The following is a 22,008-nucleotide window of genomic DNA, read 5'->3' on the forward strand; positions in this document are numbered from 1 at the left end:
GGCGGTGAACCGTCAGCCGTAAAAGGGGTCCACGATCATGACGTGGTGTACTACCTTGGACGGCGAAGTCCACCCTGTTGAACTGTGGGGGTGGCGGCGAAAAGGGAAGGCTTCAGAGGTGAACGTCTCACGTACCGACCGGGCGGCGACCGGTGCCGACGCGGCGGCCGCCGCACTGGTGCAGCCGGAGGCCGCGGTGGCGCAGCCGGAGGTGGCGGGCGCTTCCGCCGCGCCCGAGGGTGCCGCGCCGAAGGGCTCCCGCTGGGGCGCGCTCGGCCCGGTCGGGCTCGTCCTCGGCGGCTGTGTCTCGGTGCAGTTCGGTGCGGCCGTCGCCGTGGGCCTGATGCCGCGCGCGGGAGCGGTCGGTGTCGTCACCCTGCGGCTCTTCTTCGCCGCGCTCGTCCTGCTCATCGTGTGCCGGCCCAAGCTGCGCGGCTACTCGCGCGCGGACTGGGGCACCGTCGTCACCTTCGGCATCACCATGGGCGGGATGAACCTGCTCTTCTACCAGGCCGTCGAGCGGATCCCGCTCGGCCCTGCCGTCACCCTCGAAGTCCTCGGCCCGCTCGCCCTGTCGGTGTTCGCCTCGCGCCGCCTGGTCAACGCCGTCTGGGCGGGCCTCGCGCTCTGCGGCGTCTTCCTCCTGGGCGGTGGCGGCGGCTTCGGTGAACTCGACCTGGTCGGCGCGGCCTTCGCCGTCGCGGCGGGTGGCATGTGGGCGACGTACATCGTCTTCAGCGCCCGTACGGGCCGCCGCTTCCCGCAGGCCGACGGGCTCGCCCTCGCGATGGTGGTCGCGGCCGTGCTCTGCCTGCCGCTCGGCATCGCGGCGTCGGGCTCCCAGCTGGTCGTCCCCTCGACGCTGGCCCTGGGCGCGGCGGTCGCCGTCCTGTCCTCGGTGCTCCCGTACACGCTCGAACTGCTCGCCCTGCGCCGCCTGCCCGCGTCCACGTTCGCGGTCATGATGAGCCTGGAGCCGGCCGTTGCCGCGCTCGCCGGATTCCTCATCCTGAACCAGGCCCTGTCCGCCGTCGGCGCGCTCGCGATCGCCCTGGTCATCGCGGCGAGCATCGGCGCGGTACGGACGCAGGTCGGGCGGGGCCGGGCCGGGACGGCCCGGAAGTCCGACTCCGCCTGACCCCGCCGTCCTGACCGTCTTCGCCGACCGTCGGCCCGTGAGCACGGTGGCGGCGCGCCGGGGCGTCACCCCGAACCCGCCCCCTGCTCCCGGCAAGGTCGTCTGGTTCGCGTGCGATGCGGGGTGTGTGACGGCCTGGGCGGGTCCAGGAACCCGGGTACTCCTCAGTCGCCCACCGGGTGCGGGTGGCCCAGGTAGGGGAACTCCGGCAGGAGGTCGGTGTGCGGGGGGATGTTGTCCGAGGTGATCCGCTCCCACGAGCCGTCCGGCGAGAAGATCTTCACCGACGAGCCGGTCTCCCTCGGCGCCCTCGCCCGGCACCGTGAACGCGAAGAGGTCCGTCATGTCCAGCCGGGAGTCGCCGAGCGGGGGACGGAGGTTCGGGCCGCTGAGGTGATGAGACATGGCCCGAGGCTCCATCCCCCCGTCACCGGTGATTGAGCAGCCACGCCGGGCACTCGCCGGGCGTCACTCCCACGGCAGCGACGCCGAAGTCACCTGAAGTCATCTCATTAATTTTCATACAAGCACGCTTGATTGTTTCCTGGCGCGCTGCCATGCTCCAGGCACGCCGCACACTGCCGTGCCCCGAGGGAGCGCACCGTGTCCGATCTGCCGTCCGTGTTCGACGACTTGCGGGACGAAAGCCAGGAACTCGACGCGATGGTAAGGGAGTTGGGGCCCCGTCAGTGGGGGCTGCCCACCCCCGCGGCCCGCTGGAGCGTAGCCCACCAGATCGCCCATCTGGCCTGGACCGACCGTGCCGCGCTGCTCGCCGTCACCGACGCGGACGCCTTCGCCGGTGAGGTGGAGAAGGCCGTCGCCGCGCCGGACTCGTTCGTCGACGACGGGGCGGAGGAGGGTGCCGCGCTGCCGCCCGCCGAACTGCTCGCCCGATGGCGGGCGGGGCGCGAGAAGTTGCAGCCCGTGCTGCGCTCCGCGGCCGCCACCAAGACGCGGTTCCCCTGGTACGGGCCGCCGATGTCCGCCGCGTCCATGGCCACCGCCCGGCTGATGGAGACCTGGGCCCACGGTCAGGACATCGCCGACGCCCTCGGTGTCGTGCGCACTCCGAGCGACCGGCTCCGGCATATCGCCCGCATCGGCGTACGGACGCGTGACTTCGCCTTCGGGATGCGGGGGATCGAGGTGCCGGAGGGGGAGTTCAGGGTCGAACTGACCGCTCCCTCCGGCGAGTTGTGGACCTACGGCCCCGAGGACGCGGCACAGCGCGTCACCGGGTCCGCTCTCGACTTCTGTCTCCTTGTCACCCAGCGTGCGCACCGGGACGACCTCGACGTGCGGGCCGAGGGCCCGGACGCCGACCGCTGGCTGGAGATCGCGCAGGCGTTCGCGGGGCCGCCGGGACCGGGCCGCGAGTCCACGGGGGCCCGGAAGTGACCGCGGCGCCGTTGCGCATCGGCAACGCCTCCGGCTTCTACGGCGACCGCTTCGACGCGATGCGCGAGATGCTCGAAGGCGGCCCCCTCGACGTCCTGACCGGCGACTACCTCGCCGAACTGACCATGCTCATCCTGGGCCGCGACCGCCTGAAGGACCCCGCGCGCGGTTACGCCCGCACGTTCCTGCGCCAGCTGGAGGAGACCCTCGGCCTGGCGCTCGACCGGGGCGTGAAGATCGTCGCGAACGCGGGCGGACTCAACCCGGCCGGACTCGCCGACGCCGTACGGGAGTTGGCGGACCGTCTCGGCCTCCACGCGCGCGTGGCGCACGTCGAGGGCGACGACCTCGCCCCGAGCGGACGCCACCCCGGTGCCCTCACCGCCAACGCCTACCTCGGCGGCGCCGGGATCACCGCCTGCCTCGCGGCCGGCGCCGACATCGTGGTCACCGGCCGCGTCACCGACGCCGCCCTGGTCACCGGGCCCGCGGCCTGGCGCTTCGGGTGGGAGCAGGACGCGTACGACCGCCTCGCCGGGGCCGTCGTCGCCGGGCACATCCTGGAGTGCGGGACCCAGGCCACGGGCGGCAACTACTCCCGCTTCGCCGGGCGGGCCCGCGATCTGCGGCGCCCCGGCTTCCCCCTCGCCGAGCTCCACGAGGACGGCTCCTGCGTCATCACCAAGCACCCCGGCACGGGCGGGTTCGTGACGGTGGGGACGGTGACGGAGCAGCTGCTCTATGAGACCGGGGGCGCCCGGTACGCGGGGCCCGACGTGACCGCGAGGCTGGACACCGTACGGCTCACGCAGGAGGCCCCGGATCGCGTCCGCGTGGACGGAGTGCGCGGCGAGGCCCCGCCCCCCGCCCTGAAGGTCGGTCTCAACCGGCTCGGCGGCTTCCGCAACGAGGTCGTGTTCGTGCTGACCGGGCTCGACATCGAGGCCAAGGCGGCGCTCGTACGGGAGCAGATGGACGACGCGTTCGACCGGGCCAAGTCCCGCCCTGCTCACGTGACGTGGGAACTGGCGCGTACGGATCGCGCGGACGCGGACACGGAAGAGACCGCGAGCGCGCTGCTGCGGCTCGTCGTCCGGGACAGCGACGCTGACGCGGTGGGCCGCACCCTCAGCAGCGCGGCGATCGAACTGGCGCTCGGCAGCTACCCCGGCTTCCACGTGACGGCCCCGCCCGGCAAGGGCGCCCCGTACGGGGTGTTCGAGGCGGCGTACGTGGACCGGGGCGAGGTCGAGCAGGTCGCCGTACTGCCGGACGGCGAACGGAAGTTGATCACGTACGACGGCCCTGCGCGCGCGCTGACGGACGTGGAAGAACCACCCCTGCCCGCGCCCCTGCCACCCGGCCCCACCCGGCGCGCCCCCCTCGGCCTCGTCGCGGGCGCCCGCAGCGGCGACAAGGGCGGGGACGCGAACGTGGGGGTGTGGGTGTGCGGAGACGGAGAGGGGGACGAGGCCTGGCGGTGGCTCGTGCATGAGATGACAGCTGACAGATTTCAGAATCTGATATCTGAAAGTTGTCATCTGACAGTTGTCCGGCACGTGCTGCCCAACCTCCGCGCCCTCAACTTCACCGTCACCGGCCTCCTCGGCCAGGGTGTCGCCTCCCGGCACCGTTTCGACCCTCAGGCCAAGGGGCTCGGCGAGTGGCTGCGCTCCCGTCATCTGGACATACCGGAGGTGCTCCTGTGACCGTTCTCGCCTCGGCCCTGGACGTCGGAGGTGCCGACTACGCCGCTCACCGCGAGGCCATGATCTGCAAGCTCGACGCGCTCGACGCCGAGCATGCCAAGGCGCTCGCGGGCGGCGGCGAGAAATACGTCCAACGGCACCGCAAGCGCGGAAAGTTGCTCGCCCGTGAACGTATCGAGCTGCTCCTCGACCCCGATACGCCCTTCCTCGAACTCTCCCCCCTCGCGGCCTGGGGCAGCGACTACGCCGTCGGCGCCTCCCTCGTCACCGGCATCGGTGTCGTCGAAGGCGTCGAGTGCCTGGTCACCGCGAACGATCCGACGGTGCGCGGCGGAGCCAGTAATCCCTGGTCACTGAAGAAGGCCCTGCGCGCCAACGAGATCGCGTTCGCCAACCGGCTGCCCTGCATCAGCCTCGTCGAGTCCGGCGGCGCCGATCTGCCCTCCCAGAAGGAGATCTTCATCCCGGGCGGCGGCATCTTCCGTGACATCACACGCCTCTCGGCCGCCGGGATCCCCACCGTCGCCGTCGTCTTCGGAAACTCCACCGCCGGCGGCGCGTACATCCCCGGCATGTCCGACCACGTGATCATGGTCAAGGAACGGGCGAAGGTCTTCCTCGGCGGGCCGCCCCTGGTGAAGATGGCGACCGGCGAGGAGAGCGACGACGAGTCGCTCGGCGGCGCCGAGATGCACGCCCGTACGTCCGGGCTCGCCGACTGCTTCGCGCTCGACGAGCGGGACGCGATCCGGCAGGCGCGCCGCGTCGTCGCCCGTCTCAACCACCGCAAGGCGTACGCGGATCCACAGCTCGTGGAGCCGCCCAAGTACGACAGCGACGAACTCCTCGGCATTGTGCCCGGCGACCTCAAGGTCCCCTTCGACCCGCGCGAGGTCATCGCCCGGATCGTGGACGGCTCCGACTTCGACGAGTTCAAGCCGCTGTACGGGTCGAGCCTCACGACCGGCTGGGCGTCACTTCACGGCTATCCGGTCGGCATCCTCGCCAACGCGCAAGGGGTTCTCTTCAGCGAGGAGTCGCAGAAGGCCGCCCAGTTCATCCAGCTCGCCAACCAGCGCGACATCCCGCTCCTGTTCCTGCACAACACCACCGGCTACATGGTCGGCAAGGAGTACGAGCAGGGCGGCATCATCAAGCACGGCTCGATGATGATCAACGCCGTCAGCAACAGCCGCGTGCCGCACCTCTCGGTCCTCATGGGCGCCTCGTACGGGGCGGGCCACTACGGGATGTGCGGGCGGGCCTTCGACCCCCGCTTCCTCTTCGCCTGGCCGAGCGCCAAGTCAGCCGTGATGGGCCCGCAGCAGCTCGCCGGTGTCCTGTCGATCGTGGCCCGTCAGTCGGCCGCCGCGAAGGGGCAGCCGTACGACGATGATGCGGACGCCGCGCTGCGCGCCATGGTGGAGCAGCAGATCGAGTCCGAGTCCCTGCCGATGTTCCTTTCCGGGCGGCTGTACGACGACGGGGTCATCGACCCGCGCGACACCCGGACCGTGCTCGGCCTGTGCCTGTCCGCGATCCACACGGCGCCCGTGGAGGGCGCGCGCGGTGGATTCGGCGTGTTCCGGATGTGAGGCCCATGACCACGCGAATGATCACCTCTGTACTCGTCGCCAACCGCGGCGAGATCGCCTGCCGCGTCTTCCGTACCTGCGCCGAGCTGGGCATCCGGACCGTCGCCGTGTACTCGGACGCCGACGAGAACGCCCTGCACGCGCGCGTGGCCGATGCCGCCGTACGGCTTCCGGGGGCGTCGCCCGCCGAGACGTATCTGCGCGGCGACCTGATCGTGAAGGCCGCCCTGGCCGCGGGCGCGGACGCCGTGCACCCCGGCTACGGGTTCCTGTCCGAGAACGCCGGCTTCGCGCGGGCCGTCGCCGACGCGGGCCTGACCTGGATCGGCCCGCCGCCCGAGGCGATCGAGGCGATGGCGTCGAAGACGCGCGCCAAGGAGCTCATGGGCATCGAGCCCCTCGAGGCCGTCACGGACAAGGACCTGCCCGTCCTCGTGAAGGCCGCGGCCGGCGGTGGCGGGCGCGGCATGCGAGTCGTCCGTGAACTGGCGGAGCTGGACGCGCAGTTGGCCGCCGCCGGGGCCGAGGCGCTGAGCGCCTTCGGGGACGGTGAGGTGTTCGTCGAGCCGTACATCGAGGGCGGCCGGCACGTCGAGGTGCAGGTCATGGCCGACGCGCACGGCACCGTGTGGGCGCTGGGCACCCGCGACTGCTCGCTCCAGCGGCGCCATCAGAAGGTCATCGAGGAAGCGCCCGCACCCGGTCTCACGCCTGAACTCGAAGCGTCTCTCAAGGAGATGGCCGTGCGCGCCGCACGCGCCACCGACTACCGGGGCGCCGGAACCGTCGAGTTCCTCGTCGCCGACGGCAAGGCGCACTTCCTGGAGATGAACACCCGCCTCCAGGTCGAACACCCCGTCACCGAGGCCGTGTTCGGCGTCGATCTCGTGGCGCTGCAACTGCGCGTCGCCGAGGGCGGGCCCCTGGGCGAAGAGCCGCCCGTCGCGCGCGGCCACTCGGTGGAGGCCCGTCTGTACGCGGAGGATCCGGCCGCCGGCTGGGCCCCGCAGACCGGCACGCTGCACCGGCTGTCCGTCCCGGAGGCCGTACGCCTGGACACCGGGTTCACCGACGGCGACCCGATCGGGGTGCACTACGACGCGATGCTCGCCAAGGCCGTCGCGCACGCGCCGACCCGCGCCGAGGCCCTGCGCAAGCTGGCGGGCGCCCTGGAGCGGGCCGTCGTGCACGGCCCGGTCACCAACAGGGAGCTCCTCGTACGGTCGCTGCGGCACCCGGAGTTCACCGCGGGCGGCGCGGACACCGGGTTCTACGACCGGCACCTGGCCGCGCTCGCGGCGCCGGACCCGGACCCGTACGCGCCGCTCGCCGCGGCCCTCGCCGACGCGCACGGCCGCTCCCGGTTCGGCGGCTGGCGCAACGTGGCGTCGCAGCCGCAGGTCAAGCACTACCGCACCGAACCCGACGGGACCGAGCACGAGGTGCGCTACCGGCACACACGCGACGGTCTGGCCGCGGACGGAGCGCGCGTCGTGCGCGCGACCCCGGCGCTCGTCGTGCTCGAAGTGGACGGCTTGGTAAGGAAGTTCGACATCGCGGTCCACGGGGAGCGCGTGTACGTGAACGGCGCCGCGCTCACCGCCCTGCCCCGCCTCCCCGAGCCCGTCGCGCGCCAGGAGCCGGGATCCCTGCTCGCGCCCATGCCCGGCACCGTCGTCCGGCTCGCCGAAGGGCTCGCCGAGGGCGTCACGGTCACCGCGGGGCAGCCCCTCGTCTGGCTGGAGGCGATGAAGATGGAGCACCGCATCACCGCTCCCGCCTCCGGCACGCTCACCGCCCTGCACGCCGCGCCCGGCCGTCAGGTCGAGGTCGGCGCCCTGCTCGCCGTCGTACAGGAGGATCAGTCGTGAACGCTCCCGTCCTCGAATCCGAGGAGCACCAGGCCCTGCGCTCCGCCGTCGCCGCTCTCGGCAGCCGCTTCGGACGCGACTACATGACCCGTGTCGTCCGCGAGGAGGGCCACCCCGAGGAGCTGTGGGCGGAGGCCGCGAAGCTCGGGTACCTGGGCGTGAACCTGCCGGAGGAGCACGGCGGCGGGGGCGGCGGCATGTATGAACTGTCGCTGGTCCTTGAGGAGTTGGGCGCCTCCGGTGCGCCGCTGCTGATGATGGTCGTGTCGCCCGCGATCTGCGGCACCGTCATCTCCCGCTTCGGCACGCCCGAGCAGAAGGCTGCCTGGCTGCCGGGTCTCGCCGACGGCAGCCGCACGATGGCGTTCGGGATCACCGAGCCCGACGCGGGCTCCAACTCGCACCGCATCACGACCACCGCCCGCCGCGACGGGGACAGCGGCGACTGGGTCCTGTCCGGGCGCAAGGTGTTCGTCTCCGGCGTCGACATAGCCGACGCCACCCTCATCGTGGGCCGCACCGAGGACGCCCGTACCGGCAGCCTCAAGCCGTGCCTGTTCATCGTGCCGCGCGACGCCGAGGGGTTCGGGCGGCGGCAGATCGACATGGAACTCCAGGCGCCGGAGAAGCAGTTCGAGCTCGTCCTCGACGACGTACGGCTCCCGGCCGACGCGCTCGTCGGCGACGAGGACGCCGGCCTGCTCCAGCTGTTCGCGGGCCTCAACCCCGAGCGCATCATGACGGCCGCGTTCGCGATCGGCATGGGCCGTTTCGCGCTGGCCAGGGCCGTCGGGTACGCGAAGGAGCGCACCGTCTGGAAGTCGCCCATCGGCGCGCACCAGGCCATCGCGCACCCGCTCGCGCAGGCCCACATCGAGCTGGAGACGGCCCGCCTGATGATGCAGAAGGCGGCCCATCTGTACGACGCGGGCGACGACATCGGGGCGGGGGAGGCCGCGAACATGGCCAAGTACGCGGCCGCGGAGGCCTGTGTGCGGGCCGTCGACCAGGCGGTGCACACGCTCGGCGGCAACGGCCTCACCCGCGAGTTCGGCCTCGCCTCGCTCATCACGGCGTCCCGCGTGGCCCGCATCGCTCCCGTGAGCCGGGAAATGATCCTCAACTACGTGTCCCACCAGACCCTGGGACTGCCGAAGTCGTACTGACCAAGTCGCACTGGCCAAGTCGTACTGACCCGTGAGGAGTTCGGCCATGGTGTTCCACAGTGCCCTCGCGTTGGGGAGGGTGCCTGATCCTTCAGGGTCGGGACGGATGCTCGTTCCCGTGAAGCAGGGCAAGGGAAGTCGGATCGCCGCCAGGGTGATTCGGCGTTTCACTCGACTCGACAGCGTTTCGCACGAGAGAGACCAGCCAGGAGTTCAGGGATCGGTCGTCAGCGTCAGCAGCGTTCTTGGCTCTGGCGTAGAGGGTTTCCGGCAAGCGCAGGTTGAACTTGATCACCTCTCCAGTGTGGCCCTAAAATGGGGCCATGTCACGTTGCCGCATGTATCCGACGCCTGGGCAGGCCGAGCAGATGCTTGAGCACTGCGCGCACGCCCGGTACGTGTGGAACCTGGCCGTCGAGCAGCACTCTCACTGGCTGAAGGTAAAGAGGGCCGCGCCGGGTTTCGCCGAGCAGTGCCGCCAACTCACTGAGGCCCGGCGCGAGAACGAGTGGCTGCGGGCCGGTAATGCGGACGTGCAGCAGCAGGCGTTGAAGGACTTCGCCAAGGCCAAGAGCGCCAGGTTCACTTCCGGGTTCGGTGAGCCGACCTGGCGTAAGAAGTTCGCGCATGAGGGATTCCGGGTCATCGGCACGGACCGGGTTCCGGAGTTCGATGCCGGCGGTAGCCCGAAGCTGAACGCAAAGGGCAAGCAGGCCATGGGCCGGTCCGTGGTGATGCGTAGGCTTAACCGCAAGTGGGCTCAGGTGAAGGTGCCCGGCTGCGGCTGCGGCTGCGGCTGGGTCCGGTTCCGGCTCACCCGGCCTGAGCTGCCGAAGGCGAAGACGTTCCGGGTCACCTTCCGCCATGGTCGTTGGCACATCGCTTTCGCCGTCATTCCCGAGCCGACCGACGCGCCGGGTACGGGTGCGATCATCGGCATCGACCGGGGCGTGAAGATCACCGCCGCCCTCTCGGACGGCCGGAAGCTGAACTGCCCGCAGCTCACCGTCAAGGAGCGGTCCCAGATCCGCAAGCACCAGCGGCGAGCCGCCCGCGCGCCGAAGGGCAGCGAGCGGAAGGCGGCCGAGTATGCGAAGGTCGCCAAGCTCAAGGCCCGTGAGGCTGACCGGCGCAAGGACTGGTGCGAGAAGACCAGCACCATGCTGGCCCGTAGCTTCGACGTGATCCGGTTCGAGAAACTCAACATCAAGAACATGACCCGCTCGGCGACGGGGACAGTCGAACAGCCGGGAGAGAAGGTCCGGCAGAAGGCCGGGCTGAACCGGGCGATCCTCGCCCAGGGCTGGGGCCTGCTCCGGCAGCGCACGGAGCAGAAGGCCCCCGGCCGGGTCGAGGACGTCCCGGCCCCGTACACCTCCCTGAGGTGCAGTGCCTGCGGATGGATCGAGAAGAACTCGCGCAAGAGCCAAGCCGAGTTCGTTTGCGTGTCCTGCGGGTTCACCTGCAACGCCGATGAGAACGCAGCAAACAACGTCGCGGCAGGACAGGGCGGGATTCCCCGCCCCCGGCGATCAGCCGGTGCCGGAGGGATGACAGCGGCCACCGGCCGTTCGAGTGTCCGTGAACCTCAACCCATATGGGTTGGAATCCCCCTCTTTGAGCAGGGGGAGGATGTCAAAGTGAGTACGCGGATGTCGAGTCTCAGGGAGACGTCATGAGCGTTGCCGAGCCCTTCGTCCACGCCTCGCACGAGCGCGGGATCACCACCCTCACTCTCGACTCCCCGGCCAACCGCAACGCCCTGTCCGCCGGGCTCGTCGCCGAGCTGGCGGACGCGCTCACGGCGTGCGGCAAGGACGACGCCGTACGGGCCGTCGTCCTCACCCACACCGGCAACACGTTCAGCGCCGGCGCCGACCTGAAGTCCCCGCCCCCGCCCGATGCCCTGGTCGCGCTCCTGCGGCAGATCGTCGCGCTCGACCGTCCCGTCGTCGCGCGGATCGCCGGGCATGTGCGGGCGGGCGGGCTCGGCCTGCTCGGGGCGTGCGACATCTCGGCCGCCTCGCACGCCGCCTCGTTCGCGTTCACCGAGGTCCGCATCGGGGTCGCGCCCGCCGCCATCTCGCTGCCCCTGCTGCCGCGCACCGACCCGCGCGCCGTCGCCCGCTACTACCTGACGGGAGAGCGCTTCGACGCGGCGGAAGCGGTCCGCGTCGGGCTCCTGACGGCGGCGGGCGACGACGTCGACGCGGCCCTCGCCCCCGTCCTCGACGGGCTGCGCCGGTCGTCCCCGCAGGGCCTGGCCGAGACGAAACGGCTGCTCACGGCTAAGGTGCTGGAGGCCTTCGACCGGGACGCGGCCGACCTGAGCGCGCTCTCGGCCCGGCTGTTCTCCTCCGCACAGGCAAGCGAAGGGATGACGGCCTTCCTCGAACGACGGGATCCCGCATGGGTGCTGTGACCTCATCCGGTACGGCGGTGGAGCGCGCCCCCAAACAGGACCGCAGCCGCGCCACCCGCCTGCGCCTCCTCGAAGCGGCCGTGTCCTGCCTCGCCGAGCGCGGCTGGTCGGGCTCCACGGTCTCCGTCGTCGCCGAACGGGCCGGGGTCTCGCGCGGCGCGGCCCAGCACCACTTCCCGACCCGCGAGGACCTGTTCACCGCCGCCGTCGAGTACGTCGCCGAGGAGCGCTCGACCGCGCTGCGCGCCCTGCGTCCCCGGGGCCGCACCGAGGTCGTCGCCGCCCTCGTCGACCTGTACACGGGCCCGCTGTTCCGGGCCGCCCTGCACCTGTGGGTGGCGGCGTCGAACGAGCCGCAGCTGGGCGGCCGCGTCACCGAACTCGAGGCCCGCGTCGGCCGCGAGACCCATCGCATCGCCGTGGAACTCCTGGCCGCCGACGAGTCGCGCCCGGGTGCCCGCGAGACGGTGCAGGGGCTCCTCGACATGGCGCGCGGCCTCGGCCTCGCGAACCTCCTCACCGATGACGGGCCCCGCCGCGAGCGGGTCGTCGCGCAGTGGGCGGCGATCCTGGACGGGGCGCTGGGATGACGCGGGGCGGATGACGTACGCGAGCGGCGCCGCACGGAAGACGCGCGGCGCCGCTCGCTGTGCCGAGGGCGGTACTCAGCCCGAGATGTCCCCGTACCCCTCGATGTCGCGAGGGTCGCGGGTGCCCGGGCCGATGTAGCGGGCCGAGGGGCGCACGAGGCGGCCCGTGCGCTTCTGCTCCAGGATGTGCGCCGACCAGCCGGCCGTGCGGGCGCACGTGAACATCGACGTGAACATGTGCGCCGGGACCTCCGCGAAGTCCAGCATGATCGCCGCCCAGAACTCCACGTTCGTGGCCAGGACCCGGTCGGGCCTGCGGGCGTGCAGCTCCGCGAGGGCGGCCTTCTCCAGGGCCTCGGCGACCTCGAAGCGCGGGGCGCCCAGCTCGCGGGCCGTGCGCCGCAGCACGCGCGCGCGGGGGTCCTCGGCGCGGTAGACGCGGTGCCCGAAGCCCATGAGGCGCTCGCCCTTGTCGAGGGCACGGCGGACGTACGCGTCCGCGTCGCCGGTGCGCTCGATCTCCTCGATCATGCCGAGGACGCGGGAGGGCGCGCCGCCGTGCAGGGGGCCCGACATGGCGCCGACGGCGCCCGAGAGCGCCGCCGCGACATCGGCGCCCGTGGAGGCGATGACGCGCGCGGTGAACGTGGAGGCGTTCATGCCGTGCTCGGCGGCGCTCGTCCAGTACGCGTCGACGGCGGCGACGTGCTTCGGGTCGGGTTCGCCGCGCCAGCGCTTCATGAACCGCTCGACGACGGTGTCCGCCTTGTCGATCTCGCGCTGCGGCACCATCGGCCGGCCCTGTCCGCGGGCCGACTGGGCGACGTACGAGAGGGCCATGACGGCGGCGCGGGCGAGGTCCTCGCGGGCCTGCGCCTCGTCGATGTCGAGCAGCGGTTTCAGGCCCCACACGGGCGCGAGCATGGCGAGCGCGGACTGCACGTCGACGCGGATGTCGCCGGAGTGGACGGGGATGGGGAACGGCTCGGCGGGCGGCAGACCCGGGTTGAAGGCCCCGTCGACGAGCAGGCCCCAGACGTTGCCGAACGACACATGGCCGACCAGATCCTCGATGTCGACGCCCCGGTACCGGAGGGCGCCGCCTTCCTTATCCGGTTCGGCGATCTCCGTCTCGAACGCGACGACTCCCTCGAGGCCGGGCACGAAGCCGGGGACAGGGCCGGGGTCAAGGCCGGGGTCGGACATCAGGCGGCTCCTCTGAACGTGTACGACTCTGCGTCTGGTACGACTCTGCATCTATCTGTACGACGGTGGACCGCGGTGGTGGCGCGGCTCCAGGGCTCGCGGGCCGGGATCGGTCACCCCGGTGATGCCCCGTTCGGCAGGCGGTCACCCAACCGAAGGGGCGGCGGGACCGATGACGATATCCGCTGGTGCCACCCTTGGGGAGAGGTCGCGGCACTCAGTGCCACTCAGTGATGAACTCCACGCGCCCGACTGCCCCATGCGTGCGGCAGGATGACCGCGTGAGCGACCACCACGACCACCACGCGCCCCCGAACCCCGCCGTCATGCGTGCGCAGTACCGCCCGCCGGGTGAGGGGCTCCTGGAGGAGGACGTCCCCGCACGCCCGATGGAACTGTTCGAGCTCTGGTTCAACGAGGCCACGCGGGCGCGCGGCGTGCTGTACGAGCCGAACGCGATGGTGGTCTCCACGGTGGACGCGGCCGGCCGGCCGAGCTCGCGCACCGTGCTGCTCAAGGCCTACGACGACCGGGGCTTCGTCTTCTACACGAACTACGGCTCCCGCAAGGCCCGCGACCTGGCGGCGAACCACGAGATCGCGCTGCTCTTCCCCTGGCACCCGATGGCCCGCCAGGTCATCGTCTGCGGCACCGTCGCCCACACGAGCCGCGAGGAGACGGCCGCGTACTTCCGCTCGCGTCCGCGCGGCTCCCAGCTCGGCGCGTGGGCCAGCGCCCAGTCACAGGTCCTGGCCACGCGCGCCGAACTCGACGCCGCGTACGCCGAACTCGCCGAGCGCTACCCGGAGGGCGAGAACATCCCGGTGCCCGACCACTGGGGCGGCTTCCGCGTCACCCCGCGCACGGTCGAGTTCTGGCAGGGCCGCGAGAACCGCCTCCACGACCGGCTCCGCTACGTCCACGAGCCGTCCGGCGCCTGGCGTGTCGAACGCCTGGGCCCCTGAGCCCGGGTCCGTCGGTGAGGGTTCCGCCGCTACGAGGTTCTGCCGCTACGAGGTGAGCACGCCGTCCAGGAAGGGCTCGATCGCGGAGCGCAACGCCTCCGGCCGGTCGTAGTGCACGAGATGCCCGGCGTCCGCGATCTCCGCGTACTCGCCCCTGGGCAGGACGCGGACCATCTCCTGCGACTCGGCGCGGCCCAGCTCGCCGTCGAGGCCGCGGACGACGAGGGCGGGGCAGCGGACCTGGGCCAGCTCCTCCCAGTGCGCGTCGTAGACCCACGTGGCCCGGGAGACGAGCATCTGCCGGTGGTCGAACACGGGCCGCCAGCCGTCGGGGCTCTCCGCCATGACCTCGGCGTAGAACTCACCGCGCGAGGGCTGGGGCCGCTCCACCCACGGGTCGTCCTCGCCGAACCACTTCCGTACGTCGCCGAGCGTGGCGAAGGGCAGGGGCCAGGCGTCGAACCAGTCCTCCCACTCCCGCTGGGACGCCGCCCCGAGCGCGGAGGCCCGCATATCGCAGATGATCACGGCCCGGACGAGGTCGGGGCGGCGCGCGGCGAGCTGCCAGGCGGTGAGCGCGCCCATGGAGTGGCCGATGACGACGGCGGGCGCGAGGCCGAGCTGCACGAGGGCGGCCTCGGCGTCCTGGATGTACGCCTCGCGGTCGTAGGGACCCTCGGGAGGTTTCTGGCTCTGGCCGTGGCCGCGCTGGTCGAGCGCGACGGCACGGTGGCGCTCCGAGAGCCAGCGGGCGGTGCCCGCCCAGTGCGAGGCGCGGCCCATGAGGCCGTGCAGTAACAGCACGCCGGGGGACTGGTCGACCTCACCCGTCTTGGGAGGGTCGGCGAACTCCCACGCGGCGAGGCTCACGCCGCCCGCCCCGGTCACGTCGATGCGCCGCACCATAGGCCCTGGCACCCCCTTTTGGTCGCGCCTGCAGTCGCGTACCCGCGCACGCTATCGAACTCTTTTTCGAAAACGCGGTCGTTCCCGGCAACACCCCTCGTTCGAGTGACCTCGCTCAAGGATTGATCGCCGCCGCCGAGGGGAGATCTTCAGCGGGAGGCGGACCGCTCGGGGAAATCGGTCCGAAGGGGATGACCCTGGGAGCTCGGGGCTCCGGGTCAGCACAGGGGAGGACAGGCCCCGGCGCCGCAAGGTGCCGGGGCCCTCTGTCTGAGTGCGCCCCGCCTGGGCACGCCCCGCCCGGGTGCGTCGGCACATCGTCCTGCCCCCTCCCCGCCCGTGCGGCCGGACCGGTGCGGACCCGAAACCGAGACGGTCAGGAGTCCTCAGGTCATATGCCTCTCGCGACAGCCTTGCACGCAAAACGTCCGCGCGCTGCGATTCCACGCAGTGAATCTTGCTTTCTGCGAGAGTTCTCAGGGAATGCGGTGACGCCCCAACTATGCCTGTGGGAACAGGAGTTGACGCGTCGGTAAGTTACCCGGACGACTTGTGCCGCGCCCTGCTCTCGGCGCCCCGCTCAGCGCTTGGCGACGAACACGTGAGAGGCGACATCCGCGACCAGCTCCGCGGCCTCACCGCTGCTGCCCACCAGGACCCCGCCCGGCGACGCCGTCACGCTGACCACGGAGCCCGGCTGGATGCCCGCACGCCGCAGCGTGTACATCAGCTGCGCGTCCGTCTGGATCGGCTCACCGATCCGGCGCACCACGACCGTCTTGCCGTCCGTGCCCGGGTCGAGGTCGGCGAGGGACACCATGCCCTCGTCCAGGAACGGGTCCGCGCCGTCCTTCTCGCCCAGTTCCTCGAGCCCCGGGATCGGGTTCCCGTACGGCGACTCGGTCGGGTGCCGCAGCAGCTCGAGGACGCGGCGCTCGACCGCCTCGCTCATCACGTGCTCCCAGCGGCAGGCCTCGGCGTGCACCTGCTCCCACTCCAGGCCGATCACGTCGACGAGCAGGCACTCGGCGAGGCGGTGCTTGCGCATGACACGCGTGGCGAGCCGGCGGCCCTCGTCCGTCAGCTCCAGGTGGCGGTCCGTGGCGACGGCCACCAGGCCGTCGCGCTCCATGCGGGCCACGGTCTGGCTCACCGTCGGGCCGCTCTGGTCCAGCCGCTCGGCGATCCGGGCGCGCATGGGGACCACACCTTCCTCTTCGAGCTCGAGGATGGTGCGGAGATACATCTCCGTGGTGTCGATCAGTCCGGACATACGTGCCCCTCGATTAGCTCTGCTAGCTCACCGCTAGCTCGTGCGCTGGCCCTGAACCCAATTCTGACGCATAGCGCCGACAACCGTGCCGCGCCGGGGGAACCGGGCTCCGTACGGCGGGAACGTATTGACAGCTCACTGGTCCGGACCGCAACGTGATGCGCGGCACGCGGGCAGTGACGGACGCAGTCAGGGATCACGAAGGGGCTCCGCCGATGAGCGACAGCAAGCTGGCCGGTCAGTACCTCGACGCCGCGATCGGCCTGCTGAGGCGGGTGCGCGACGAGGAGGACCGCAACATCGCGGCCGCCGGCACGCTCATCGCCGACACGGTCGCCGAGGGGGGCCGGCTCTTCGCGTTCGGCGCGGGGCACTCCTCGCTCGCCGCGCAGGACGTCGTCTACCGCGCGGGCGGTCTCGCCCTGATGAACCTGCTCTCCGTACCGGGGGTCGTCGGCGTCGACGTCATGCCCGCCACGCTGGGCTCCGCCCTGGAACGCGTCGACGGGCTCGCGGGCGCCGTCCTCGACACCAGCCCGGTCCGCGCGGGCGACACCCTGGTGATCATCTCGCTGTCCGGCCGCAACTCCCTGCCCGTGGAGATGGCCATGAACGCGCGCGCGCTGGGCCTGCGCGTGATCGGCGTGACGTCCGTGGCGTACGCCGAGGAGACGAAGTCCCGCCATGTGTCGGGGACGTTCCTCAAGGACCACTGCGACATCGTCCTCGACTCGAAGATCGAGGTCGGCGACGCGGAGCTCACGTACGACACGGTCGACGCTCCCTTCGGGCCGGCCTCCACGATGGTGGCCAGCGCGCTGATGCAGGCCACCATGGCGACGGCCGCGGCCGAGCTCGCCGACCGCGGCATCCAGCCGCCGCTCCTGCGCTCCGGGAACGTGGACGGCGGACACGAGTGGAACGGCCGCGTCTTCAGGGAGTACGGCGACCGGATCTTCTACCGGCACTGACGCCGGGGGCGCGGCGCGGCTACCGGTCGAGCACCCTCGCCAGGTCGAGCGTCCCGGCGATCCGGGCCGCGACGCTCTCCGCGTACGTGGCGTCGGCCCGCTCGAACTGCGTACGGCTGGGCCCGCGCAGGAACGTCACCACGCCCAGCGTCCGCGCCCGGCTGCGCAGTACCGCGCACAGGGCGTGCACCGTGCCCTCGGGCCACGCTCTCGCCTCGGCCCACTCGCGCGCCCGCGTGGCGTCGCGCCCGCTCGCGCTGGCCCGCACCGAACCCGTGCGCTCCACGCACTGCAGCGCCGGGTGGCCCTCCAGATAGCGCACGGGCAGCGTCGTACGGGACACCAGCAGGCTCGGCCCCGGCGCCCCCGAAGGCGTCGCGGCGGCCCGGGCCAGGCGCACCGGACCCGTACGGTCCCCGTCGGCACCCGCATCGGCCTGCTCGTCCCCGACCACCAGATCGATCAGCGCGTGGTCGGCGAACCCGGCCAGCGCGAAGTCCAGATGGATGGTCGCCGCCTCCGCCGGGTCCTCGCACTCGGCGGCGGCCCGCGAGGCCCGGTGCAGCTGGTTGGCCCGGAACCGCAGCTGCGCCGCCTCCTGCTCCGTCTGCTTGGCCTCGGTGACGTCCTGGAACAGCCATCCGACGCCCAGCGGTACGGGTTCCTCGGTCAGCGGTGAGGCGAGCCGCACGAAGCCGCTGCGCCAGCACCTGCGCGCGTCGCCCTCCGGGAGCCGCACCGTCACCCACAGCTCGGCGGGGGCCGGCGGCGCGCCCTCCGCGAGCACATGGGCGAGCGCGCTCTCCAGCTCCTCGACGCCCTGCGAGAGCAGGTCGCCGAGGGGGCGTCCGAGCAGCGCGGTACGGCCCGAGCCGAGGGCCCGGGCGGCGTGCGCGTTCACGGCGGCGGGCCGCAGGTCGGCGTCGACGAGGACGACTCCCCAGGAGGCGTCCTCGAAGAGGGCCTCGCTCAGGGCGATCGACCGCTCCAGGTCGATCTGTGTGTGCACCTCGCTGAACGCGCAGTACAGCCCGGCCGGCTTGCCGTCGGGCCCGCGCACGGCGGAGGACTGTGTCCGTACGAGGACGCGCCCGCCGTCCTTGGTGAGCAGGGCGAATTCGTGGACCTGCCGGCCCGGGGCCCGCATCGCGGCCATCAGCCGGGCCTCGACGTCGTCGGCGTCGGCGCTGCGCACCGCCCATCCGGAGAACCCGCGCCGTCCCACGGCCTCGGCCGCGGACCAGCCGAGGATCCGCTCGGCCTCGCGGTTCCAATGGGTCACGATCCCGTCGGCGTCGAACGCGCAGAGCGCGGCGTCCATCCCGTCGAGCAACGCGGCAAGAAGATCGGCCCCGTCCCGCCCGGGCTCGTCGGGCCCGAGCTCGTCGGTGGCCCCTCTACGCCGGGAAGCACTCACCTGGCACCCCCTGCAGGCTGTGTCCGCGTGTTCCGCACTTCAGATCATTCAACTCGAACGTGACGCAGCACACACGGAGTTCGGGGAAATCGTTGCGTCCCGGAGGTCCGGGGGAACGTTCCGTCCTTGATCACAGCGTACGACGTCGCGGACGGGCCCAGGGGCGGGCCCGTTAATTCGCTTGAAGGCTCAGCGGACCCTTCTTAGAGTGGGGGTACACACGAAGGGAGGTGGTTCGGCAGATGTATGAATACCGGACGCGTGAGGTGACTGCGGGCTAGCAGCCCGGCGTCGCATCTCGATTTCGGCGCCGGACCAGCACGTGAGAGCTGCGTGCAGCCGGCCCCAATCCCAAGCAGTCACCCGACCCGCGAGCCGCCGGTACGTCCGGCCGGCTTCCGCCTGTCTCGTACGGGAGGAAACCTGGCTCGCGGGTCGTCTGCGTGTGAGCACAACCCGCGGGCGCACCACCCGCGAGCCGACGACCCGCGCGCGGTGGATCAGGTGAAGACGACCGTCCGGCGCCCGTTCAGCAGGATCCGGTGCTCCGCGTGCCACTTCACGGCGCGGGCGAGTGCCTGGCACTCCACGTCGCGGCCGATCGCCACGAGCTGGTCCGGCGTCACGTCGTGGCCGACGCGCTCGACCTCCTGCTCGATGATCGGGCCCTCGTCGAGGTCGGCCGTCACATAGTGCGCGGTCGCGCCGATCAGCTTCACGCCCCGCGCGTGTGCCTGGTGGTACGGCTTGGCGCCCTTGAAGCTCGGCAGGAACGAGTGGTGGATGTTGATGATCCGGCCGCTCAGCTCCTTGCACAGGTCGTCCGAGAGGACCTGCATGTAGCGGGCCAGGACGACCAGTTCGACACCCTCCGCGCGCACCAGGTCGAGGATCTGCGCCTCGGCCTCGGGCTTGTTGTCCTTCGTCACCGGGATGTGGTGGAAGGGGGTGTCGTACGACTTCACGAGCTCGGCGAAGTCCGTGTGGTTCGAGACGACCGCCGCGATGTCGACCGGCAGGGCGCCGATCCGGGCGCGGAACAGCAGGTCGTTCAGGCAGTGACCGAACTTCGACACCATCAGGACGACGCGCATCCGCTCCGAGGAGCGGTGGATCTGCCAGTCCATGTGGAAGGAGTCGCCGACCGCGGCGAAGCTGGCCCGCAGCTTCTCCGCGGTGACGGGCGCGTCCGCCGAGAAGTGGACCCGCATGAAGAACAGGCCCGTGTCGTGGTCGCCGAACTGCTGGCTGTCCTCGATGTTGCAGCCGGTCATGAAGAGATAGCTCGACACGGCGTGCACGATGCCCCGCTTGTCGGGGCAGGAGAGAGTCAGGACGTACTGCTCGCCGCCGGCGACGCCGGACGCGGGGGACTGCTCATTCATGCAGGCAAGGGTCCCATACACGTAACCCGCGCCGGGCCGCCGTCCCGCTGGTCGGACGGGCTCGCGGCGCTCAGGCCGCCCGCGTCATGATCCGCAGGACCTCGAGCGTGCGGGGCGCCGCGTCGGGGTCGTCGCCGTCGCTCGTGGCGAGCACGACGTGCGCGTCCCGCGCGGAGTGCACCGCTTCCGGCCACGCGTGGTGGTCGAGATAGGCGGAGACGGGGGCGTCCGGGCCCACCTGGTGCATGATCCGCAGCACGCGCAGCACCGCGGTGTCGACGAGCTGCGCCTCCTGGGAGTCGCGGAAGATCGTGCCGACGTATTTCTCGGCGGACCAGTTGTCGAGCCAGGTGTCCTCGACGAGGCGGTACACGGCGTCGGTGACGTCCCCGAACCCGTCCACGCCCGCGAGCCAGACGTCCCGCTGGAACGCGGGGTCGGAGAGCATGTGCAGCGCGGAGCGCACATTGCTGCGCCAGCGCCACCACGGCATGTCGTTGAGTGGCATGCCGCCCATGGTGGAGGAGCGACGGCCGCGACGGGAAGACTTCTCCGAGCTTTGCACGGTCATCGATCGTACGTGCCGTCCCCGCAGGCCCGCCCCGCCCCCCGTAATTCACCTCCACGTCACCGCACGTTGACCGCAGGTCACTCGCCGGTTAGGGATGCGGCGGAATCGTGCAGGTTCATGACTGGCCGGCGTCGCACCACCACCTCGCGCACCTCGCGCTCCCTGCGTTCCACCGTGCTTTCGGCGGCGGTGTGGGCGGCTTGTGCGTCGCTCGTCGCCGGGTGCGGACTCGTCTCCGACATCACCGGGAGCTCCAAGGACCCCATCACGGTGATGACGTGGGCGCCCGAGAAGACCCAGGCGACCAACATGCCCGGCATGCCCGCCATGGCCCGCGCCTACGCGCGCTGGGTCAACGCCCACGGCGGCATAGGCGGCCGCGACCTCAGGGTCATCACCTGCAACGACAACAACGACACCGTGGGCGCCGCCCGCTGCGCCAGGGACGCCGTCGAACAGCAGGCTGTCGCGGTCGTCGGCTCCTACAGCCAGCACGCCCGCTCCTTCCTCGCCCCGCTGGAGTCCGCCGGCATCCCGTACATCGGCGGCTACGGCGTCACCGACGAGGAGTTCGCCAGCCCCCTGTCGTATCCGGTCAACGGCGGCCAGCCCGCCCTGATGGCCGGGAACGGACGTCAGCTGGCCGCCGCGGGCTGCGACCGCACCTCGCTCGTGCGCCCCGACACCGTCGCCGGCGACCAGCTGCCGCTGCTCCTCGACGCGGGCCTGTCCGCGGGCCGCAACCGCGCGTCCGACGTGCGCGCCGCCGAGGACGCCACCGACTACACGGAGCAGGCCCGCCAGGCGCTCCTGCGGGCCGGTGCCGACCCGACCGGGAAGGGCTGCGTGACGGCGGTCCTCGGCGACCGCACGGACACGTTCTTCGACTCGTTCCGCCGCACCCGTGACTCGTATCCGAAGGTGCGGATCTCGACCGTCCTCGGCAGTGTCGACCAGACGGTCATCGACCGCTCGGGCGGCAAGTCGGGCGTCTACGAAGGGGCGTACGTCACCGGCTGGTACCCGGTGGCGACCGACCGGCGGTGGGCGACGATGCGCAAGGTCATCAGCGAGCAGGCGTTCGGCGACAACCGGATCGACCCGGCGGACGCCGGCGTGCAGACCACCTGGATCGCGTACACCGTCCTGAAGCAGGTCATCGAGTCGCTCGGCAACGGCGACGTGACGTCGCACACGGTGCGTGAGGCGCTCGACGGTGGCCTGAAGGTGCGTACGGGCGGGCTGACGCCGACGCTGAGCTGGCGCTTCGAGGACATGATCGCGGCCCGCGGCTTCCCGCGGCTCGTCAACGCCGACGTCACCTTCCAGGTGGTGCGCGACGGGCGGCTCGTGGCCGCGCGCCGCGGACTCGTCGACGTGTCGAGGACGCTGGAGGCGACCCCGATGGGCTGAGCCCGCTCG

The 22,008-nt window shown here is 71.6% G+C and carries 19 protein-coding genes; 12 read left to right on the forward strand and 7 right to left on the reverse strand.

Annotation, left to right across the window (positions count from 1 at the left end; genetic code table 11):
- The first annotated feature begins 118 nt into the window (after nucleotides 1-118).
- From ACWIGU_RS17945 to ACWIGU_RS17970, 6 genes are all read left to right on the forward strand, one after another.
- The gene (locus ACWIGU_RS17945; protein WP_454401923.1) at nucleotides 119-1,138 is read left to right on the forward strand and encodes an EamA family transporter; all 1,020 of its coding nucleotides are present in this window, start codon (nucleotides 119-121) and stop codon (nucleotides 1,136-1,138) included.
- Between the two features lie 603 nt (nucleotides 1,139-1,741).
- A complete protein-coding gene (locus ACWIGU_RS17950; RefSeq protein WP_454401925.1) occupies nucleotides 1,742-2,539 on the forward strand; it encodes a TIGR03084 family metal-binding protein in 798 nt (265 codons plus the stop codon).
- Nucleotides 2,536-4,248 carry an acyclic terpene utilization AtuA family protein gene (locus ACWIGU_RS17955; RefSeq protein WP_454401927.1) on the forward strand — a complete coding sequence of 571 codons (1,713 nt, stop codon included), beginning with the start codon at nucleotides 2,536-2,538 and terminating at the stop codon, nucleotides 4,246-4,248. The genes ACWIGU_RS17950 and ACWIGU_RS17955 overlap by 4 nt, the downstream gene beginning before the upstream one ends.
- Nucleotides 4,245-5,843, forward strand: a complete 1,599-nt coding sequence (locus ACWIGU_RS17960) for an acyl-CoA carboxylase subunit beta (RefSeq protein WP_454401929.1) — start codon at nucleotides 4,245-4,247, stop codon at nucleotides 5,841-5,843. The genes ACWIGU_RS17955 and ACWIGU_RS17960 overlap by 4 nt, the downstream gene beginning before the upstream one ends.
- 17 nt (nucleotides 5,844-5,860) lie before the next feature.
- Nucleotides 5,861-7,714, forward strand: a complete 1,854-nt coding sequence (locus ACWIGU_RS17965) for an acetyl/propionyl/methylcrotonyl-CoA carboxylase subunit alpha (protein WP_454402390.1) — start codon at nucleotides 5,861-5,863, stop codon at nucleotides 7,712-7,714.
- Entirely contained in the window at nucleotides 7,711-8,880 is a 1,170-nt protein-coding gene (locus ACWIGU_RS17970; RefSeq protein WP_454401931.1) for an acyl-CoA dehydrogenase family protein, read from the forward strand. The genes ACWIGU_RS17965 and ACWIGU_RS17970 overlap by 4 nt, the downstream gene beginning before the upstream one ends.
- A gap of 91 nt (nucleotides 8,881-8,971) precedes the next feature.
- Here the strand turns inward: ACWIGU_RS17970 and ACWIGU_RS17975 are convergent, their stop codons facing one another.
- On the reverse strand, nucleotides 8,972-9,175 hold the full coding sequence (locus ACWIGU_RS17975) for an Arc family DNA-binding protein (protein WP_454401933.1): 204 nt from the start codon (nucleotides 9,173-9,175) through the stop codon (nucleotides 8,972-8,974).
- A gap of 73 nt (nucleotides 9,176-9,248) precedes the next feature.
- Between ACWIGU_RS17975 and ACWIGU_RS17980 the strand changes: the two genes are divergently transcribed.
- Genes ACWIGU_RS17980 through ACWIGU_RS17990 form a run of 3 tightly spaced genes read left to right on the forward strand, consistent with a single transcriptional unit; the run spans nucleotide 9,249 to nucleotide 11,892 of the window.
- Complete coding sequence (locus ACWIGU_RS17980; protein WP_454402392.1) at nucleotides 9,249-10,559, forward strand: RNA-guided endonuclease InsQ/TnpB family protein; 1,311 nt, start codon at nucleotides 9,249-9,251, stop codon at nucleotides 10,557-10,559.
- A complete protein-coding gene (locus ACWIGU_RS17985) occupies nucleotides 10,556-11,302 on the forward strand; it encodes an enoyl-CoA hydratase family protein (protein ID WP_454401935.1) in 747 nt (248 codons plus the stop codon). The genes ACWIGU_RS17980 and ACWIGU_RS17985 overlap by 4 nt, the downstream gene beginning before the upstream one ends.
- Nucleotides 11,290-11,892 (forward strand): TetR/AcrR family transcriptional regulator, encoded by a 603-nt coding sequence (locus ACWIGU_RS17990; RefSeq protein WP_454401937.1) that lies wholly within the window; start codon nucleotides 11,290-11,292, stop codon nucleotides 11,890-11,892. The genes ACWIGU_RS17985 and ACWIGU_RS17990 overlap by 13 nt, the downstream gene beginning before the upstream one ends.
- Before the next feature lie 75 nt (nucleotides 11,893-11,967).
- On the opposite strand, the gene ACWIGU_RS17995 is transcribed toward ACWIGU_RS17990, so the two are convergent.
- Nucleotides 11,968-13,098 (reverse strand): citrate synthase 2, encoded by a 1,131-nt coding sequence (locus tag ACWIGU_RS17995; RefSeq protein ID WP_100596006.1) that lies wholly within the window; start codon nucleotides 13,096-13,098, stop codon nucleotides 11,968-11,970.
- Nucleotides 13,099-13,331: 233 nt separating this feature from the next.
- On the opposite strand from ACWIGU_RS17995, the gene pdxH reads away from it, so the two are divergent.
- Nucleotides 13,332-14,063 (forward strand): pyridoxamine 5'-phosphate oxidase, encoded by a 732-nt coding sequence (pdxH, locus tag ACWIGU_RS18000; protein WP_454401939.1) that lies wholly within the window; start codon nucleotides 13,332-13,334, stop codon nucleotides 14,061-14,063.
- A gap of 45 nt (nucleotides 14,064-14,108) precedes the next feature.
- On the opposite strand, the gene ACWIGU_RS18005 is transcribed toward pdxH, so the two are convergent.
- Together ACWIGU_RS18005 and ACWIGU_RS18010 are read right to left on the reverse strand one after the other, a co-directional pair.
- Nucleotides 14,109-14,969, reverse strand: coding sequence for an alpha/beta fold hydrolase (locus tag ACWIGU_RS18005; RefSeq protein WP_454401941.1), 861 nt, complete (start codon nucleotides 14,967-14,969; stop codon nucleotides 14,109-14,111).
- 580 nt (nucleotides 14,970-15,549) lie between these two features.
- Nucleotides 15,550-16,242 (reverse strand): metal-dependent transcriptional regulator, encoded by a 693-nt coding sequence (locus ACWIGU_RS18010; protein ID WP_100596009.1) that lies wholly within the window; start codon nucleotides 16,240-16,242, stop codon nucleotides 15,550-15,552.
- Nucleotides 16,243-16,457: 215 nt separating this feature from the next.
- Here ACWIGU_RS18010 and ACWIGU_RS18015 point away from each other — a divergent pair, with 215 nt between their 5' ends.
- The gene (locus ACWIGU_RS18015) at nucleotides 16,458-17,213 is read left to right on the forward strand and encodes an SIS domain-containing protein (RefSeq protein WP_454401943.1); all 756 of its coding nucleotides are present in this window, start codon (nucleotides 16,458-16,460) and stop codon (nucleotides 17,211-17,213) included.
- 19 nt (nucleotides 17,214-17,232) lie between these two features.
- Here the strand turns inward: ACWIGU_RS18015 and ACWIGU_RS18020 are convergent, their stop codons facing one another.
- The 3 genes from ACWIGU_RS18020 to ACWIGU_RS18030 form a co-directional block, all read right to left on the reverse strand.
- Entirely contained in the window at nucleotides 17,233-18,630 is a 1,398-nt protein-coding gene (locus ACWIGU_RS18020) for a PAS domain-containing protein (protein ID WP_454401945.1), read from the reverse strand.
- 500 nt (nucleotides 18,631-19,130) lie between these two features.
- On the reverse strand, nucleotides 19,131-20,015 hold the full coding sequence (purU, locus tag ACWIGU_RS18025; protein ID WP_454401947.1) for a formyltetrahydrofolate deformylase: 885 nt from the start codon (nucleotides 20,013-20,015) through the stop codon (nucleotides 19,131-19,133).
- A 70-nt stretch (nucleotides 20,016-20,085) separates the two neighbouring features.
- The gene (locus tag ACWIGU_RS18030; RefSeq protein WP_326775231.1) at nucleotides 20,086-20,586 is read right to left on the reverse strand and encodes an SCO4402 family protein; all 501 of its coding nucleotides are present in this window, start codon (nucleotides 20,584-20,586) and stop codon (nucleotides 20,086-20,088) included.
- A gap of 117 nt (nucleotides 20,587-20,703) precedes the next feature.
- Between ACWIGU_RS18030 and ACWIGU_RS18035 the strand changes: the two genes are divergently transcribed.
- Nucleotides 20,704-21,999 carry an ABC transporter substrate-binding protein gene (locus tag ACWIGU_RS18035; protein ID WP_454401949.1) on the forward strand — a complete coding sequence of 432 codons (1,296 nt, stop codon included), beginning with the start codon at nucleotides 20,704-20,706 and terminating at the stop codon, nucleotides 21,997-21,999.
- The last annotated feature ends 9 nt before the right edge of the window (nucleotides 22,000-22,008 follow it).

Source organism: Streptomyces sp. NPDC055400 (assembly GCF_053644375.1).

Bases quoted from the DNA above. Each gene is read 5' to 3' on its own strand.
- purU (WP_454401947.1), bottom strand. From the start codon at position 20,015: ATGAATGAGCAGTCCCCCGCGTCCGGCGTCGCCGGCGGCGAGCAGTAC.
- ACWIGU_RS17990 (WP_454401937.1), top strand. From the start codon at position 11,290: ATGGGTGCTGTGACCTCATCCGGTACGGCGGTGGAGCGCGCCCCCAAA.
- ACWIGU_RS17980 (WP_454402392.1), top strand. From the start codon at position 9,249: ATGCTTGAGCACTGCGCGCACGCCCGGTACGTGTGGAACCTGGCCGTC.
- ACWIGU_RS18005 (WP_454401941.1), bottom strand. From the start codon at position 14,969: ATGGTGCGGCGCATCGACGTGACCGGGGCGGGCGGCGTGAGCCTCGCC.
- pdxH (WP_454401939.1), top strand. From the start codon at position 13,332: ATGAACTCCACGCGCCCGACTGCCCCATGCGTGCGGCAGGATGACCGC.
- ACWIGU_RS17995 (WP_100596006.1), bottom strand. From the start codon at position 13,098: ATGTCCGACCCCGGCCTTGACCCCGGCCCTGTCCCCGGCTTCGTGCCC.
- ACWIGU_RS18010 (WP_100596009.1), bottom strand. From the start codon at position 16,242: ATGTCCGGACTGATCGACACCACGGAGATGTATCTCCGCACCATCCTC.
- ACWIGU_RS18015 (WP_454401943.1), top strand. From the start codon at position 16,458: ATGAGCGACAGCAAGCTGGCCGGTCAGTACCTCGACGCCGCGATCGGC.
- ACWIGU_RS18030 (WP_326775231.1), bottom strand. From the start codon at position 20,586: ATGACCGTGCAAAGCTCGGAGAAGTCTTCCCGTCGCGGCCGTCGCTCC.
- ACWIGU_RS17985 (WP_454401935.1), top strand. From the start codon at position 10,556: ATGAGCGTTGCCGAGCCCTTCGTCCACGCCTCGCACGAGCGCGGGATC.
- ACWIGU_RS18035 (WP_454401949.1), top strand. From the start codon at position 20,704: ATGACTGGCCGGCGTCGCACCACCACCTCGCGCACCTCGCGCTCCCTG.
- ACWIGU_RS17965 (WP_454402390.1), top strand. From the start codon at position 5,861: ATGATCACCTCTGTACTCGTCGCCAACCGCGGCGAGATCGCCTGCCGC.